Source organism: Cellulosilyticum sp. (genome assembly GCF_982396655.1).
The window spans coordinates 18,310-34,411 of record NZ_CEVXFV010000026.1 but is presented as its reverse complement, the minus strand read 5'-3'; the positions used below and the strand labels follow the sequence as shown (position 1 = coordinate 34,411).

13 protein-coding genes and 2 tRNA genes are annotated in these 16,102 nt (G+C 34.2%); 11 read left to right on the top strand and 4 right to left on the bottom strand.

Annotated elements, in window-relative coordinates; translation table 11 throughout:
* Positions 1-7 precede the first annotated feature (7 nt).
* The 8 genes from clpX (at position 8) to AC1VAQ_RS12030 (ending at position 7,615) form a co-directional block, all read left to right on the top strand.
* Positions 8-1,297, top strand: a complete 1,290-nt coding sequence (clpX, locus tag AC1VAQ_RS12065; protein WP_302598928.1) for an ATP-dependent Clp protease ATP-binding subunit ClpX — start codon at positions 8-10, stop codon at positions 1,295-1,297.
* Positions 1,298-1,445: 148 nt separating this feature from the next.
* Positions 1,446-3,092, top strand: a complete 1,647-nt coding sequence (gene lonB, locus AC1VAQ_RS12060) for an ATP-dependent protease LonB (protein ID WP_302598927.1) — start codon at positions 1,446-1,448, stop codon at positions 3,090-3,092.
* Positions 3,093-3,157: 65 nt separating this feature from the next.
* Positions 3,158-5,464 (top strand): endopeptidase La, encoded by a 2,307-nt coding sequence (gene lon / locus AC1VAQ_RS12055; RefSeq protein ID WP_302598925.1) that lies wholly within the window; start codon positions 3,158-3,160, stop codon positions 5,462-5,464.
* 32 nt (positions 5,465-5,496) lie between these two features.
* A complete protein-coding gene (gene yihA / locus AC1VAQ_RS12050; RefSeq protein WP_302598924.1) occupies positions 5,497-6,090 on the top strand; it encodes a ribosome biogenesis GTP-binding protein YihA/YsxC in 594 nt (197 codons plus the stop codon).
* A 31-nt stretch (positions 6,091-6,121) separates the two neighbouring features.
* Positions 6,122-6,754 carry a hypothetical protein gene (locus tag AC1VAQ_RS12045; RefSeq protein ID WP_303244002.1) on the top strand — a complete coding sequence of 211 codons (633 nt, stop codon included), beginning with the start codon at positions 6,122-6,124 and terminating at the stop codon, positions 6,752-6,754.
* 97 nt (positions 6,755-6,851) lie between these two features.
* A tRNA-Gly gene (locus AC1VAQ_RS12040) sits at positions 6,852-6,924 on the top strand.
* Positions 6,925-6,930: 6 nt separating this feature from the next.
* Positions 6,931-7,005 (top strand) — tRNA-Pro (locus AC1VAQ_RS12035).
* A gap of 70 nt (positions 7,006-7,075) precedes the next feature.
* Entirely contained in the window at positions 7,076-7,615 is a 540-nt protein-coding gene (locus tag AC1VAQ_RS12030) for a hypothetical protein (RefSeq protein WP_302598922.1), read from the top strand.
* 244 nt (positions 7,616-7,859) lie between these two features.
* Here the strand turns inward: AC1VAQ_RS12030 and AC1VAQ_RS12025 are convergent, their stop codons facing one another.
* The 3 genes from AC1VAQ_RS12025 to AC1VAQ_RS12015 form a co-directional block, all read right to left on the bottom strand.
* The gene (locus tag AC1VAQ_RS12025; RefSeq protein WP_302598921.1) at positions 7,860-8,387 is read right to left on the bottom strand and encodes a DUF4364 family protein; all 528 of its coding nucleotides are present in this window, start codon (positions 8,385-8,387) and stop codon (positions 7,860-7,862) included.
* Between the two features lie 57 nt (positions 8,388-8,444).
* Entirely contained in the window at positions 8,445-9,368 is a 924-nt protein-coding gene (gene mnmL, locus AC1VAQ_RS12020; RefSeq protein WP_479903960.1) for a tRNA modification radical SAM protein MnmL/YtqA, read from the bottom strand.
* A 416-nt stretch (positions 9,369-9,784) separates the two neighbouring features.
* Entirely contained in the window at positions 9,785-10,219 is a 435-nt protein-coding gene (locus tag AC1VAQ_RS12015; RefSeq protein WP_302598917.1) for a hypothetical protein, read from the bottom strand.
* 153 nt (positions 10,220-10,372) lie between these two features.
* Here AC1VAQ_RS12015 and AC1VAQ_RS12010 point away from each other — a divergent pair, with 153 nt between their 5' ends.
* Positions 10,373-11,077 (top strand): winged helix-turn-helix domain-containing protein, encoded by a 705-nt coding sequence (locus AC1VAQ_RS12010; protein WP_302598916.1) that lies wholly within the window; start codon positions 10,373-10,375, stop codon positions 11,075-11,077.
* A 3-nt stretch (positions 11,078-11,080) separates the two neighbouring features.
* The gene (locus AC1VAQ_RS12005; RefSeq protein ID WP_479903959.1) at positions 11,081-12,472 is read left to right on the top strand and encodes an ATP-binding protein; all 1,392 of its coding nucleotides are present in this window, start codon (positions 11,081-11,083) and stop codon (positions 12,470-12,472) included.
* A gap of 120 nt (positions 12,473-12,592) precedes the next feature.
* Here AC1VAQ_RS12005 and AC1VAQ_RS12000 read toward each other — a convergent pair whose 3' ends face one another.
* The gene (locus tag AC1VAQ_RS12000) at positions 12,593-13,762 is read right to left on the bottom strand and encodes a THUMP domain-containing class I SAM-dependent RNA methyltransferase (protein WP_302598914.1); all 1,170 of its coding nucleotides are present in this window, start codon (positions 13,760-13,762) and stop codon (positions 12,593-12,595) included.
* A 314-nt stretch (positions 13,763-14,076) separates the two neighbouring features.
* Between AC1VAQ_RS12000 and AC1VAQ_RS11995 the strand changes: the two genes are divergently transcribed.
* Positions 14,077-15,924 (top strand): 5'-nucleotidase C-terminal domain-containing protein, encoded by a 1,848-nt coding sequence (locus AC1VAQ_RS11995; protein WP_479903958.1) that lies wholly within the window; start codon positions 14,077-14,079, stop codon positions 15,922-15,924.
* Positions 15,925-16,102: the final 178 nt, after the last annotated feature.

Below are 16,102 nucleotides of genomic sequence, written 5' to 3'. Positions count from 1 at the left end.
GTGCAGAATGCCAACAAAGTTTGATGATACAAAACAACTTAGATGTTCATTTTGTGGTAAAACACAAGAGCAAGTAAAACGACTTATTGCAGGACCTAATGTATATATTTGTGATGAATGTATTGAGTTATGTTCAGAAATTATTGAAGAAGAACTTGAAACAAGTTACGAAGAATCAGATTTAATGGATATTCCAAAACCACAAGAAATCAAAGCACACCTTGATGAATATGTTATTGGTCAAGATGATGCTAAGAAAGCATTAGCTGTTTCTGTGTATAATCATTACAAACGTATTAGTAAGGCACCTAGTAAAAATGATGATGTTGAGATTCAAAAAAGTAATATTTTACTTTTAGGTCCTACAGGTTCAGGAAAGACACTTCTTGCACAGACACTTGCAAAAATGTTAAATGTACCATTTGCTATTGCTGATGCCACATCACTTACAGAAGCTGGTTACGTAGGGGAAGATGTTGAAAACATCTTATTAAAACTTATTCAAGCAGCTAACTATGATGTAGAGAAAGCACAAATGGGTATCATCTATATCGATGAGATTGATAAGATTTCTAGAAAATCTGAAAATCCATCTATTACACGTGATGTAAGTGGTGAAGGTGTGCAACAAGCACTTCTTAAAATATTAGAAGGAACTGTAGCATCTGTACCACCACAAGGTGGAAGAAAACATCCACATCAAGAATTTATACAAATCGATACAACTAATATCTTATTTATCTGCGGTGGTGCTTTTGATGGTTTAGATAAAATCATTGAAAACAGAACTGGTAAGAAAACAATGGGATTTGGTGCAAATGTCGTAAGTAAAAAAGATAAGAGTGTAGGTGAACTCTACAAACTCGTAGAACCACAAGACCTTATTAAATTTGGTTTAATTCCTGAGTTTGTTGGGCGTATTCCTGCCATCGTTTCACTAGATAGCTTAGATAAAGAAGCACTTATAAAAATCTTAACAGAGCCAAAAAATGCTCTTGAGAGACAATATAAGAGACTATTCCAATTAGATAATATTAACCTAGAATTTGATAAAGATGCATTAGTAGCTGTAGCAGATCTTGCTATTGAAAGACAAACTGGTGCAAGGGGGCTTCGTGCTATTCTTGAAAACATTATGAGAGATATTATGTATGATGCGCCATCTATGGGTGAATCATTAGAAAAAGTTATCATTCATGAAGATGTTATTAAAGAAGGTAAACAACCTACACTTGTTTATAATGATAAAACAAATCCTAGAGATAAAAATAAGAAATCTAATAACGAGTCAGCTTAATAGATATAATCTAAAAAAGCAGCTTTCAAGCTAAATAAAATAGGTGCCTAAAATTACTTTTAGGCACCTATTTCTATTTTAAACTGTATCCTTTTTACCATTATGGGCAATACTTCAAGAGTATAAAACCATAATGGGAGGACTTTTTATGTTAGAAGGTTTATTAATAGGTGTACAGTTATTTTTTTCATGTGTTATAGGCATGTACTTTTTATTACAACTTAAAAATCAAACAACATCTAAATCAAATATATACAATGAATCTAGTAAAAGATTTGATAAGATGAAATCACTTAGGAAGATCAGCTTAACAGAGCCCTTATCGGAAAAACTACGACCTAAGGAAGAGGCGGATATTATCGGGCAAGAAGAGGGAATGAAAGCGCTTAAGATTGCCTTATGTGGGCCTAATCCTCAGCATGTGCTTATTTATGGGAATCCTGGAATTGGCAAGACGGCAGCAGCGCGAATTGCACTAGAGATTGCTAAGAATTCTCCTGGTACACCTTTTGAAGCCAATGCCAAGTTTATAGAACTAGATGCAACGACCTTAAGGTTTGATGAAAGAAGTATTGCAGATCCACTGATTGGCTCTGTTCATGACCCAATTTATCAAGGGGCGGGTGCTTATGGGCAAGCAGGGGTACCTCAACCTAAACCTGGCGCTGTAACGAAGGCACATGGTGGTATTTTATTTATTGATGAAATAGGTGAACTACATGGTGTGCAAATGAATAAGCTACTTAAGGTACTAGAAGACAGGAAAGTGTTCTTAGAAAGTGCTTACTATACAGAAAATGATGAGAATATTCCAAGGGATATTCATGATGTATTTCAAAATGGTTTACCAGCAGACTTTCGTTTAGTGGGTGCCACAACTAAAAGACCTGAGGATTTGCCACCAGCACTTCGTTCAAGATGTATGGAAATCTTCTTTAAAGATTTATCTTATGATGATATTCTATCTATTGTAGATCACACAATAAGTAAAGAACATATCGAGATAGATGCTGAGGCAAGAAAGCTTGTAGGACAGTACTGCGAAAATGGGCGTGATACAGTGAATATGTTACAAACTGCATATAGTTTAGTGAAGCTAGATGGTAGAATGAATATTATGCTTAAGGATATAGAATGGGTGGTAAAGGTTGGTCATTACAATATGCGTTATAGCAAGAAAGTGGATCCTACTAAAGCTAGCATCGGAAAGGTGAATGGATTAGCTGTCACTGGTACTGGAACAGGATTACTCCTAGATATAGAAGCTGTAGCCTTTAAAACTGGTAAAGAAGGCAGTAAGGTCAAGGTAACAGGTATTATTGAGCAAGAGGACTTACAAATGCGTGGTAGCACAGCTAAAAGAAAAAGTATGGCTGCAAATTCTGTAGAAAATGTACTCACTATTTTAAAAATGAGATATAATGTAAATACAGACGAATATTTACTACATGTTAATTTTGCTTCGGGTCTACCTGTAGATGGGCCATCTGCAGGACTTGCTATTTTTTGTGTTTTATATTCAGCAGTTTTAAATGAACCTATTCCAAATGATATTGCTATGACAGGAGAAGTATCTATTCAAGGATTAGTTTGTCCAGTAGGCGGTGTATATGAGAAAATTATGGCTGCTAAAGAAGCTGGCGTTAAGAAGGTTATTATTCCTAAGGAAAATATGCAGGAGCTATTTAAAGAGATAGATATAGAAGTTATACCAGTAGAAACAGTTGAAGAAATGGTCACACAGGTTTTCGGGGAAAGTATTATAGATGCAGCTAATCGCGCTATACATGCTTAGTTTGGTATAATAAAATTAAATGCCCAAGTAGAAAAAAGAAATGCAGAAATTAAGAGGGTGGATATATGAAAAAAGAAATAAATGCTATACCAGTATTACCACTTAGAGGAATTACAGTTTTTCCAGAGATGGTAATGCACTTCGATGTAGGTCGTGCTAAATCATTGAAAGCTATTGAAGAAGCAATGAAACAAGATGAAAAGCTTTTTGTAGTAGCACAAAAAGATGCTAGTGTAGACGAACCTAAAGAAGAAGATTTATATACAGTAGGAACTATTGTACACATTAAACAAATGGTGAAAGTAACTGAAGGACAAGTTAAGGTACTTGTAAAAGGTAAGTCTCGTGCTAAAATCATTAGTTTAGAAGAAGGGGACTATGTTTGTGCAAATGTAGAAGTTGTAGAGGAAGAAAAAGTTATGGATAAGGAGTATGAAGCATTACTTCGTACAATTGGTGAGCTTTTTGAACGTTATGCAGAACTTAGTCCTCGTATTACCGAAGAAATACTATATGGTATTTTAGGTGTTAAAGATAGTGTAGAGATGATTGACCTTATGATTGGGCATATTCCAGTAGAGGTAGCAAAAAAACAAGAAATTTTGGGCTGCTTAGATTTAAATGAACGTATGTATAAGGTTATTGAAATCTTAAATTCAGAGATTGAGATCTTAGATATTCAAAAAGATATTTATTCTAAGGTGAAAAAGAATATTGATAAGGCACAGAAGGAATACTTCTTAAGGGAACAAATTAAGATTATTCAAGAGGAATTAGGTGACAAAGATGGACTGGGGGCAGATATTGAGAAATATGAAGAGAAATTAAAAGCCCTTACGTTACCAGAAGAAGTTAGAACAAAGATAAAAAAAGAAATTAGTAGACTTAAGAAGACCTCTACAGCATCTCCGGAAAGTGGTACAATCAGAGGCTATATTGATACAGTTTTAGACTTGCCATGGGGTGTAGAGACTAAAGAAAACTTAGATTTAAAAAAAGCTTCAACAGTACTTGAAAAAGAACACTTTGGACTTACTAAGATTAAAGAGCGTGTGCTAGAATATTTAGCAGTTAAGAAGTTAGCGCCAGAGGGCCAACCGCCTATTATTTGCCTTGTGGGACCACCAGGTGTAGGAAAAACATCTATTGCACGTTCTATTGCAAAAGCCACAGGTAGAAACTATGTAAGAGTTTCACTAGGTGGTGTACGTGATGAAGCTGAGATTAGAGGACATAGAAGAACTTATGTAGGTGCTATCCCAGGTAGATTTGTTTATGGTCTTACAGAAGCGAAGTCAATGAATCCACTTATGCTTTTAGATGAGGTAGATAAAATGGCTGGTGACTTCAAAGGAGATCCAGCAGCTGCACTCTTAGAGATTCTTGACAGCAATCAAAATAGTCAATTTAGAGATCATTACTTAGAAGTACCACTAGATTTATCAAAAACTTTATTTATTGCTACAGCAAATACTTTATCAACAATTCCTAAGCCACTTCTTGATCGTATGGAAGTTATTGAAGTTAATAGCTATACAGAAATTGAAAAATTAGAGATTGCACAAAAATACTTACTGCCAAATCAACTTAAAAAACATGCTTTAACAAATAAAAATTTAAAAATTAGTAAAGCAAATATGTTATATTTAATTAGTAACTATACAAAGGAAGCAGGCGTAAGAGGTTTAGAACGAACAATTGGTAAGGTTTGTAGAAAAGTAGCTCGTGATATTGTAGAAAATGAGTTAGAAACTGTTCAAGTGACACCAGCTAAGTTAAAAACTTATTTAGGTGCGCCTATTTATACTTATGATAAGAAAAATGATAAACCGGAAATAGGTGTTGTAAGAGGCCTTGCATGGACTAGCGTTGGTGGAGATACTTTATCTATAGAAGTAGGTCGCATGAAAGGTAAAGGACGTCTGCAACTTACAGGACAAATGGGAGATGTAATGAAAGAATCTGCACAGACTGCAGTAAGTTACATTCGCTCACAAGCGGATAAACTGGGTGTGTCAGAAGACTTCTATGAAAAGGAAGACTTACATATCCATATTCCAGAAGGCGCTGTACCTAAAGATGGTCCTTCGGCTGGTATTACTATGGCAACTGCTATGATTTCAGCACTTACAGATAAGCCTGTTAAAGCTAATTTAGCTATGACAGGAGAGATTACAATTACAGGTAGAGTACTGCCTATTGGCGGCTTGAAGGAAAAATTACTTGCAGCTAAGCGTGCTAACATTAACGAAATTATTGTACCTGTACAAAACAAGAAAAATGTAGAGGAAATGGATGCAAATATTGTAGAGGGCCTACATATTGTCTATGCAACAACAATGAATGATGTATTGGCTCATGTATTTGCATAAATTGCAATCTACACGCATAAAGGAGAAAACTAATGAACGTAACAAAAGCAGAAATGGTCATCACAGCTGGGATGGCATCACAATTCCCAACACATGATATGCCAGAGATTGCATTCGCAGGAAAGTCTAACGTAGGAAAATCATCTCTTCTAAACACACTTTTAAACAGAAGAGCATTAGCGAGAACAAGCTCACAACCAGGAAAAACACAAACTATTAACTTCTATTCAGTGCAAGACACTTATATGTTTGTAGACTTACCAGGGTATGGCTATGCAAAAGTATCAAAATCAGAGAGAGAAAAATGGGGGAAACTCATTGAGGGTTACCTTGAAAAAAGAGAAAATCTCCAAAAGATTATTCTTTTAATTGATATTAGACATGAAGTTGGTGCTAATGATAAAATGATGTACGATTGGATTTCACATTATCATGATGAGGTAATCGTAGTAGCTACTAAAATGGATAAAATTAAACGTAGTCAAGTTCAAAAACATTTATCTATGATTCGTAAAGGATTAGGATTAACACCTCAAGATAAATTAATTGCCTTTTCTTCTGAGACCAAACAAGGAAAAGAAGAGTTATGGAAAATTATAGAAGAAAAAGTTGAAATAGTAGAATAAAAATTTATTGATATACAAGTGGGGGGAGACTATGAATAAGTTTGATAAGTACTATTTAAAACACGGTAAACTGGAGTTATCGATATTAGATGAAGATGATGATGAGAAGGTAGAAGAAAAACATATTCATCATGAAGAAGATAATAATGAAACGAGGCAACCGCGTATTAAGCTGACAGAAGATATTTATAATACGCTTCAAACAATGGGAAAATTTCTTACTAAAAAAGTTGAAGGTGAAGATGAGACAAGTCTTCCGGATGAAATTCAAGAGAAAGAATGTAGTCTATTTAATCAAAGTAAACTTATAAGACCAGAGGCTATTAAATCCATACAAGCAAAGCAGTTAGAGGAAGCAGTAAAGTCTATGTATGCTAAGGTAGCTGAAGAAGCAGAAGATATAGAGACAAAAATAGCTAAACCAATAGGGCTGGTAGAGAAAGAAGTACAACTAAGAAGCCACAAAGAAGAAAAAAAATCAACAGTTAGCAATAAGAAGCCGTTTATCTTTGAAGAGGATGACGAAGATAGACAACTGGCACAAAGTAGTATTGATCAAATTTTACTGGATTACTTCGGTAATGTACAGCCCCAATATGAGTATGCAAAGCGTCTTAAACGTCATATTGACAAAAAAATCGCTTTAATAGAAAATTATCAATAAAAAAATAAAAATTATTGTTTTATGTGTTGACACATAAAAAGTAATATGATAATATAATCTTCGTCAGGTGAGGAAAACAAGCACTTGATGAAGATATGCGCGAATGGCTCAGTTGGTAGAGCATCTCCTTGCCAAGGAGAGGGTCGCGGGTTCGAGTCCCGTTTCGCGCTCTATATCGGGGTGTGGCTCAGTTTGGCTAGAGCGCCTGATTTGGGATCAGGAGGCCGCAGGTTCGAGTCCTGTCACCCCGATGGCACAAAAAGAGTTACAAGACTTAGTCTTGTAACTCTTTTTTTTGTTATTCTGTGAAGGAGAGCGATAATGCAAAAGAAACTATCAATAATGCTTTTATGCAGTCTATTAATATTCGTACTTGTGACATGTGGCAACAATACCAATAAAGAAGCTGTCAGTCAAGGTGAATATAGCATCTCAAAAGATAATGATATATGGGAAGTTGGAAGTGTTGCTAAGAATCTTTTTGATGGAGGAGGTACAAGAGAAGAAACTGATGAATATGTATTATATACTTATGCTGAACGAATGATTATAACCGAGAAGTCAGCTAAGGGGGAAGTGATACGATATATAGGAACCAAAAATACTGATGATCTAACCTATCGTAAGGTTTCGGTAGGAGATTCATTAGAAGTTTTACTTAATGCATATATGAAAGAGGAACTTGTGCTTCAGCCGCTATGGGTAAATAATCATTTACAGGATAGGGAATATGACAAAGTATATAAATACGCAGCAGTTAATGATAGCAGGCAAATCATATTCTCTCTTAAAGCGGACAAGATAGTTATGATACAAATTGCATCAAACCAAATAACTAATAATACGACACTACACCTATAAATATTTTAGATTAATATTAAATGAGCCAATTGAGGGCTCACTGTATCTGTTAACGCTAGCTTTTAGCCAAAGTGCCAGACGCTACCACCTTTTTTAGAAGACTCACTGGGTGTGGATAAGTTGAATATATATTTTTATCTCGACTTCGACCAAAGGGAGGGAGAAGGAAAAATATATATTCAACTTATCCACACCCCTCAAATACCCCAACAAAAAAGGTGGTAGCACTTCGGCTAACCACCCTTTAGTTTTTCATCAACGCTTGTAAAATCTCACCATAAAGACTTGTAGCATTTTCCCTCCAATTGCTACAGAGTTCTACAGCTTGCTTTTTGGAACCCACACTAATACTTAAGTCAATGAGTGTGGAGTTGTTTTCTGTTACGGTACAGTGAACAACGTAATCATTGCTTTTATTCGGCATGTATTCTGCATGAATATCAAATTCGCTTTTTAATTGACGCCAGTTTTTTTCTATGAAGGCGTCTAATTCTTTTCTAATAAAATCAGGAATTCTAGAAGCAAAGAATTCTAGCGTTTCTCTACCTTTATCACTAATCTCAAAATAAGAGGTGTTATTTTGCTTATAACTTTCAATGAAAGTAGACTTTTCTAGTTCAGTTAAATATTGCTGAAGAGAGAAATAGTCTGTATATCCTCGCTCCAGGATGATTTGTGACATTTGAGATAAGGAAAGAGGCATTTTTACCTGAGATAATAGATAGAGTATGATGAGTTTATTGATTGTAAAATCTTCATGATTTAAATTCACAGTTTGCCTCCCTACAACATTTATTATTATATATTGTATCTTAAAAAACAATGAAACTCAATATGTGTTTAAAGATTTACCTTGATAGATGTCAGCTTCTTTTAGATAACGATTAAGATCATTAAGAACTTTTTTCTTATTTTTAGTCCAGAGTGGTGCAATAAGATGAGCAGCTGGACCATCACCTGTAAGTCTATGAATAACTAACTTAGGAGGTAATATACAAAGTATTTCTCCAATTAATGCAATATATTCCTCTTCAGAAAGAATTGGAAAAGGATTTTCTAAATAATATTTGCCTAAAGGGGCATTATCTAGTATGTGAAGCATATGGAGTTTAATACCTTGAAGTGGAAGTTTGCTTACGTATCTCGCAGAAGCCAACATTTGCTCTCTTGTTTCATAAGGTAAACCTAATATAAGGTGAACAACTGTTTCGATGTTTTTGGCATGAAGTTTACTTACGGCTTCATCAAAACAATTAAGTGAATAACCACGATTAAAAAACTTAGCAGTATCTTCATGTATTGTCTGGAGACCGAGTTCTACCCAAAGGTGTGTACGTGTACTAAGTTCTGATAAGTAGTCAATAATCTCATCATCAAGACAATCTGGTCGTGTAGCAATAGCTAGTCCAACTACGCCTGGAAATGCAAGAGCTTCTTCGTATTTTGCTCTAAGAACTTCTACAGGTGCATAAGTATTGGAGTAAGATTGAAAATAAGCAATATATTTTTTTGATTCCCCCCACTTAGCAGAAAGTAAAGAAACGGCACTTTCAAGTTGTCTTGTAATATCGCCTTTTTCTTTAGGGGTAAAATCACCACTACCATGACTGCTGCAAAAAGTGCAGCCTTTGGTGGCAACGCGTCCATCGCGATTAGGACAAGTGAAGCCACCATCTATAGATAGTTTAATAACTTTTTCACCATGACGCTGGCGTAAAAAGTTATTAAGACTATTAAAACGTTGGGTTTGCATAAAAAAAATCCTCTCTAAAGTTATACTTAGTTTATGTATAGATTTCACATTTACAAATTTTAGTTATTCATAGTTTTTAGTCATGTGAAATCATTGGGAGAAACTTATTTGCCTACATGTATATTTCAAGCTTTTAGTTGGTTTCTCTATATAGATTTCACATTTATAAATTTGTGTTATTTAGTGTGTATGATGTGAAATACATATTTCAAATTTATAGTTTGCTATAGATTTCACATCTATAAAATTTAGTTATTCATAATCTTTAGTCATGTGAAATCATTGGGAGAAAACAACTTACGTACATGTATATTTCAAGTTTTTAGTTGGTTTCTCTATACTTGTTTGAAATGATAAACTTAAGTAGCAAGAAAACTAAGTTTCTTTTACTACTTAAGTTTATTATGATATAGAAGTTAGCTAAGTGCAAGGAGCATTTCTTCCTTACGTTGTCTAATTTGCTCGCAAGTATCAATGATATGTCTCCATTGATCGTCGGTAGTAGCTGTACGTGAGAAAGCAATAAAATCATCACGTAGTTTTTTGGTGAAAAATTTTTTGATAGTAGTTACTTCATCATCATTTGCAGCATTATTTAAAGCTGCCATAAATTCTGAGGCACGCACACCAGAGGTAAATGGGAGATAAGGTTGTATATAATCAAGTTTTTCCTGAAGTGCATTATATTGAAGTTCAAATGGATTGCCTTTTACATTGTCCATATAAGCATAAAAAGCATCTAGATTTAAAAAGGTAACGTTTTTAAGTGATGAATAATCAAAGTGTGCAAGAAGCTCGCGGAAATCTAGAATATGACGCTCTAGCTCCTGTTTAGTAAGCAGTGTTGCCATTTTGTTGCCCCCCTTTAAAGCTATAAAAATATTAGTCTACATAGCTTATTATATCCAACATAAAAATAAAAAGTGTATGTAAAATTTACTTTAAAAATAAAAGTAGTTGTAATATATTAGAGGAGAAGTGTTAAATCTAAAAGAGGTGAAAAAATGGAAAAGAAGCGTGTTGTAATAATTGATGATGAAGAGCATATTTTAGAGCTAATGAAGTATAATTTAGAGGCAAATGGTTTTATAACAGAAGTCTTTACAAGTGTGGAAGAAGCAAAGCCATACCTTGAAGCAGAAGGTGCCGATGTTATTTTGCTTGATATTATGCTGCCAGGCATGGATGGGATTAGTGCGCTTCAACAATTTAGAGCAAATGAGGTGACTCAAAATATACCTATTCTTTTAGTGAGTGCGAAAAGTGAAGAGATTGATAAAATTTTAGGATTAGAATTAGGTGCAGATGACTATATTACTAAACCATTTAGTGTACGAGAATTAGTGGCAAGGGTAAAGGCCACCGTAAGAAGAAATGAACGTACAGCAGCGGTTCCTAAAATAGCAGAACATAAGCTAGCTTATAAGGGATTGGAGCTTGATGTTGAAAGTCATGTACTTACTTATGAGGGAGAAAGTATTGAACTTACATTTAAGGAATTTGAAATTCTAAAGTTATTAATGAGTAATAAAGGAAAGGTACTCACTAGAGAAATGATTTTAGATCAAATATGGGGATATGATTATTATGGTGAGACACGTACTGTAGATGTACATATCCGTTATTTACGTTCTAAATTAGAGGAACATGGGCTTGGTGGATATATTGAGACAGTACGTGGTGTGGGATATAAGTTTACAAAGGAGTAGACGATGAAAAGTAAAATAACTTGGCCAGTAGTTTTGGCCTTCATTGTGCTATGTTTAGTTATTTCAGGAGAGATATTATTATTATTCAATGATATTACAGTAGCGGTGCGCACAGATACATGGTCAGATTATAGTTATCATTATGTACTTTATCGCATTTTATTTGAGATTATTGCTACAGGTATTATTTTATATATAGTAATAAGTAAAAATGTAAAGAAAATTAGTGGACCAATTGAAGAGCTTACGAAAGATGCTAAGAATTTTAAATCAGATTCGTATATTTATCCAATAAGGGATTATGAGATAGAAGAAGTACAGGATTTAGCGTCTGCCTTTGATTATATGGGAGATGAGTTGGGGAGTACTATCCGAAAACTGAAGCATCAAAAAGAAAAGTTAGAAATTATGCTTGAGGCCTTAGAAGAAGGGATTATTGTTCTTAATAAAGAAGGATTTATAGGGCAGGCGAATGAACTTGCTAAGAAGATGCTTCATTTAAAAGGTGATTTAAAAGGAAAACAAAAGTTAACGCATATTATTCGTAATGAAGAGTTTAAAAAATTGGTGGATGAAGGCTTAAAAAAAGGCGGACATCATACAGTAGAGCTGACACTTGATGAGCAGATTGTATTTCTGAGTTTGTTGCCTATTGGCAAGCAAGAAGAAGCTTATGAATATTTATTGGTGATTAGAGATGTGACACAGCTTAGGAAGTTAGAGGAAATGCGTTCACAATTTGTAAGTAATGTGTCTCATGAGTTAAAAACACCACTTACAAGTATTCAAGGTTTTGTAGAGACGCTTCAAGGTGGCGCTGTAGAAAACCCTAAAGTGGCATATAAGTTTTTAAATATTATTGATATCGAAACAAAGCGTTTATATAGACTTATTCAAGATATACTCACACTTTCAGAAATTGAAAGCATGGAAGAGCAACAGTATGGTGAAATGAATATAACAGATGCAGTTGATGAAATCTTTACATTGGTTCACAAAGAAGCTGAAACTAAATCAATAGAACTTATTTATGAACCTAGGAATGAATTAAAAGTTAAAAATATTAGCGAAGACCATATGAAACAGCTATTAATGAATTTAATATCCAATGCTATTAAATATACAGATCATGGTGAGATTAAGGTCATTGTTGAAAAGAATCATATTTCTGTACAGGATACGGGAATAGGAATACCAGAAGAAAGTATATCGCGTATTTTTGAACGCTTTTATCGTGTAGATAAAAGTCGTTCAAGGCAAAGTGGGGGAACAGGATTAGGTTTATCTATTGTAAAGCATATAGCTCAGTTATATGGAATTATAATCAGTGTTGAAAGTGAAGTAGGAAAAGGAAGTAAGTTTACACTAAGCATTGATGAAGCAAATATTGTTTGAGATATAAAAAGAAAGTCAATGAGAAAAGTTAATAAACCATTATGAAAATATAATAGGGTGCCTGCGAAACTAGTAAATAGTTTCGCAGGCACCCTATTGTGGTTCGCATATCTAAGTCAATTAGTTTTCTAATGCTTTGAAGTTTTCACCATCTTTAGGTGGTCTTGGTCCAAAGTATTGGTAGAAGTCAACTTTTAAGTTACCATTAAATAATTTACGTTTTTTATTTGCTTTCTTTCCAAAGTCACGTTCGAAGGTATCAACGCTAGTAATTGCATATAAGCTCCAAGTTGGATTTGTATCCATAAGCTTGCGAAGATCTCTGTGAATTTGTTCGATTTTAGAAATATCACTAATACGTTCACCATATGGTGGGTTAACAATAACGACCCCGTAATCACCATGAGGTAAGCTCGTTTTATGCACAGGTTTAGCAAAGAACTGTATATATTCACCTACACCAGCAGCTTCAGCATTTTCTCTGGCCTTGCGAATATTGTTACGGTCAATATCTGAAGCATAAATAATAGGACTACCTTTTTGATCAATAGCTTCACGTGCTTCTTCTCGAAGTTCATCCCAAAGTTCTTTTGGAACTTGTGGCCAGAAAGAAGAAGCAAACTGGCGGTTTAAACCAGGTGCAATGTTTTTAGCAAACATTGCAGCTTCAATGGCAAATGTACCAGAACCACAGCATGGATCATAGAGAATACGTCCTTTTTTCCAGTAGCTGATTTGAAGAAGGGCGGCTGCCATTGTTTCTTTGAGTGGTGCTTCTACATTGTTAACTCTGTAACCGCGTTTATGAAGACCTTCGCGGCCTGTTGTATCAATTGTTAAAGTAGCTACGTCTTTTAAAATAGATACTTGTACTGTATAAGATGGGCCTGTTTCAGGGAACCAATCCATGTTGTAAACGCTAGATAAGCGTTTTACAATAGCTTTTTTTGTAATCGCCTGACAGTCTGAGATACTAAATAATTTAGATTTAACAGATTTACCGTTAACAGTAAATTTAGCATCTTTTGTAATCCATTTTTCCCAAGGTAGTGCAGCTACTTTATCAAAAAGTTCTACGAAAGTAGTTGCTTTAAATTCGCCCATTTTAATAAGTACACGGTCAGCACTACGAAGCCAAAGATTAGAGAGTGCAATAGCTTCTGCATCTCCTATATATGTTACTTTACCGTCACTGACACTTTCTATTTCATAACCTAAATCTTCTACTTCACGTCTTACCATGGTTTCCAGACCGAAGGTAGAAGTCGCAATGAGTTCAAATGTTTTCATATAATTCTCCTCTTAAGTAATAATTTACTATAACTCTATTGTACATCATTCAAAAACTGCTGTATAGCCTGGGGAAAAGAGTTGAAACAAAGAAAAAACATTGTCAAATATTAACTAAATTTATTTTAATTTATAAAGATTTAGAAATTATGTTATATATATAAAAGACTTTTATAATTAGTTAAAAATGTGTATAATGAATCTCGGTGGTTAAAAAAGACAATCTATTTAAAATTTAAAGTAGATTGCAAAGATATAAATCGTTTGGTAAATATAAACAGTTTATATTAGAAAGAAATAGGGAGATGAATGAAATGGCTAAGTTTTTAAAGGCTGGGAAAGTATTATGTATGGCAGCAGCTGTTGCAATGCAATTAGTGCTTCCAACAAATATTATTTTTGCAGCAGAAAGTGAAAGTAAGACAATCCAAATTGTTGCAACATCAGATTTACATGGACAATTTTATGGATTTGAATATGCAACAAACTCTGAAGTTAAAAAAGGTGGACTAACAAGAGTTGCAACTGTTGTTAAAGAGTTAAAAGCACAAAATCCAAATACAATCGTTGTAGACAATGGAGATACAATTCAGGGAAATTCATCACAACTTTTCTTTGAAGACGAAGCAGTACATCCAATGATTGCAGGACTTAATGCAATAGATGCTGTAACAATGACTTTAGGAAATCATGAATTTAATTATGGTGTTGAAACATTAGAAAAGGTATTAAGTGGCTTTGAAGATACAAAAGTACTTGCAGCTAATGTATATAAACCAAATGGTGAAAGATTAGTAGATGCGTATAGAATTGTAGAAGTAGATGGCGTGCGTATTGCTATCATTGGAACAGTTACACCAAATATTGTGAACTGGGATGCTTCTAAGTTAGTAGGTTATAAAGTAACAACGCCTCTTGAAGAAACACAAAAAGCAATCAAAGAAATCAAAGATGGCAAATTAGCAGATATTATGATTGCAGCAGTACATATGGGTAAAGATGGCGAATATGGTGATGATAGTGCAGCTGAAATCGCTGAAAAATGTCCAGAGTTAACAGCTGTTATTGCAGGACATGAACATGCTGTTCGTGAAGATGAACGTGTTAACAACATTCCTATTACAGAACCAGGAACAGCAGGGAATTATGTTTCTGTAGTGGAAATTACAGTAGATAAAAATAATAAGGTAGAAGATGTAGCAGCCCGTCTTATTAGTACAGAAGGCGTAGAGCCAGATGCGGAGCTTACAGAAACACTTAAACCTTATCATGAAAAAGCTTTAGCAGATGCACAAACTGTCATTGGCAAATTAGAAGGTGGTGCACTTGTCCCTGAAGCTGAGATGAAAGGCGTTGCTCAAGGTCAACTTGAAGATAATGCCCTTGTAGATTTAATTTTAGAAGTTCAAACATATTATGCAGAGCAAAGCGGTAAAATTCCAGCTGGCGCACATCATGTAAGTGGAGCAGCATTATTCAGTGCATCAGCGAACGTACAACCAGGTGAAATCAAACGTTCTGATACAGCAAATATGTATAAATACGATAACACATTAAAAACATTAAAAATTAATGGTAAACAACTTAAAGAATATATGGAATGGTCAGCAAGTTACTACAACACATTTAAAGATGGTGACTTAAATATATCATTTAATCCAGATATTAGAATTTATAACTATGACATGTTCAGTGGCGTAAGATATGATATCGACGTTACTAAAGAAGCGGGTTCAAGAATTACAAACTTAAGATATAGAACAGGTCATCCAGTAAAGGATACAGATGAAATTTACTTAACAGTTAATAACTATCGTTGTGATAGTGTGCTTCTTCCAAAATTATTTGCAGATGCTGAAAATGTAGAAGTTGTATATGACAATAGTACAGAAACAGTTTCAAACATCAGAGAATTAATGGCTGATTACATTGAAAATGTAAAAGGTGGTGTGATTACACCTACTGTAGATAAAAACTGGAAACTTATCGGTTATAAAATTGATGCAGAAAAGGCTGCAATTGCAAAACAACTTGTAAACGAAGGAAAACTTGAATTACCAACTTCAGAAGATGGTAGAACACCAAATGTAAAAAGCTTAACATGGGCAGACGTAGAAGCTGTATTAAATGCAGAAGAAGCAGAAGCTAATAAAGCAGCATAATAAATTACATATTTTAATCAAAGGATGTTGAAAAACTATTTAATTAGTTTTTCAACATCCTTTTTAATTTTAAACTAGTATTAAAAAATCTTAATGTGAGCTTAATGTTATTAAAATAGAAATCCAACAAAAGTTCAATATGATATAGCCATAAAGAAAAACAAATTTATCAAGAAGA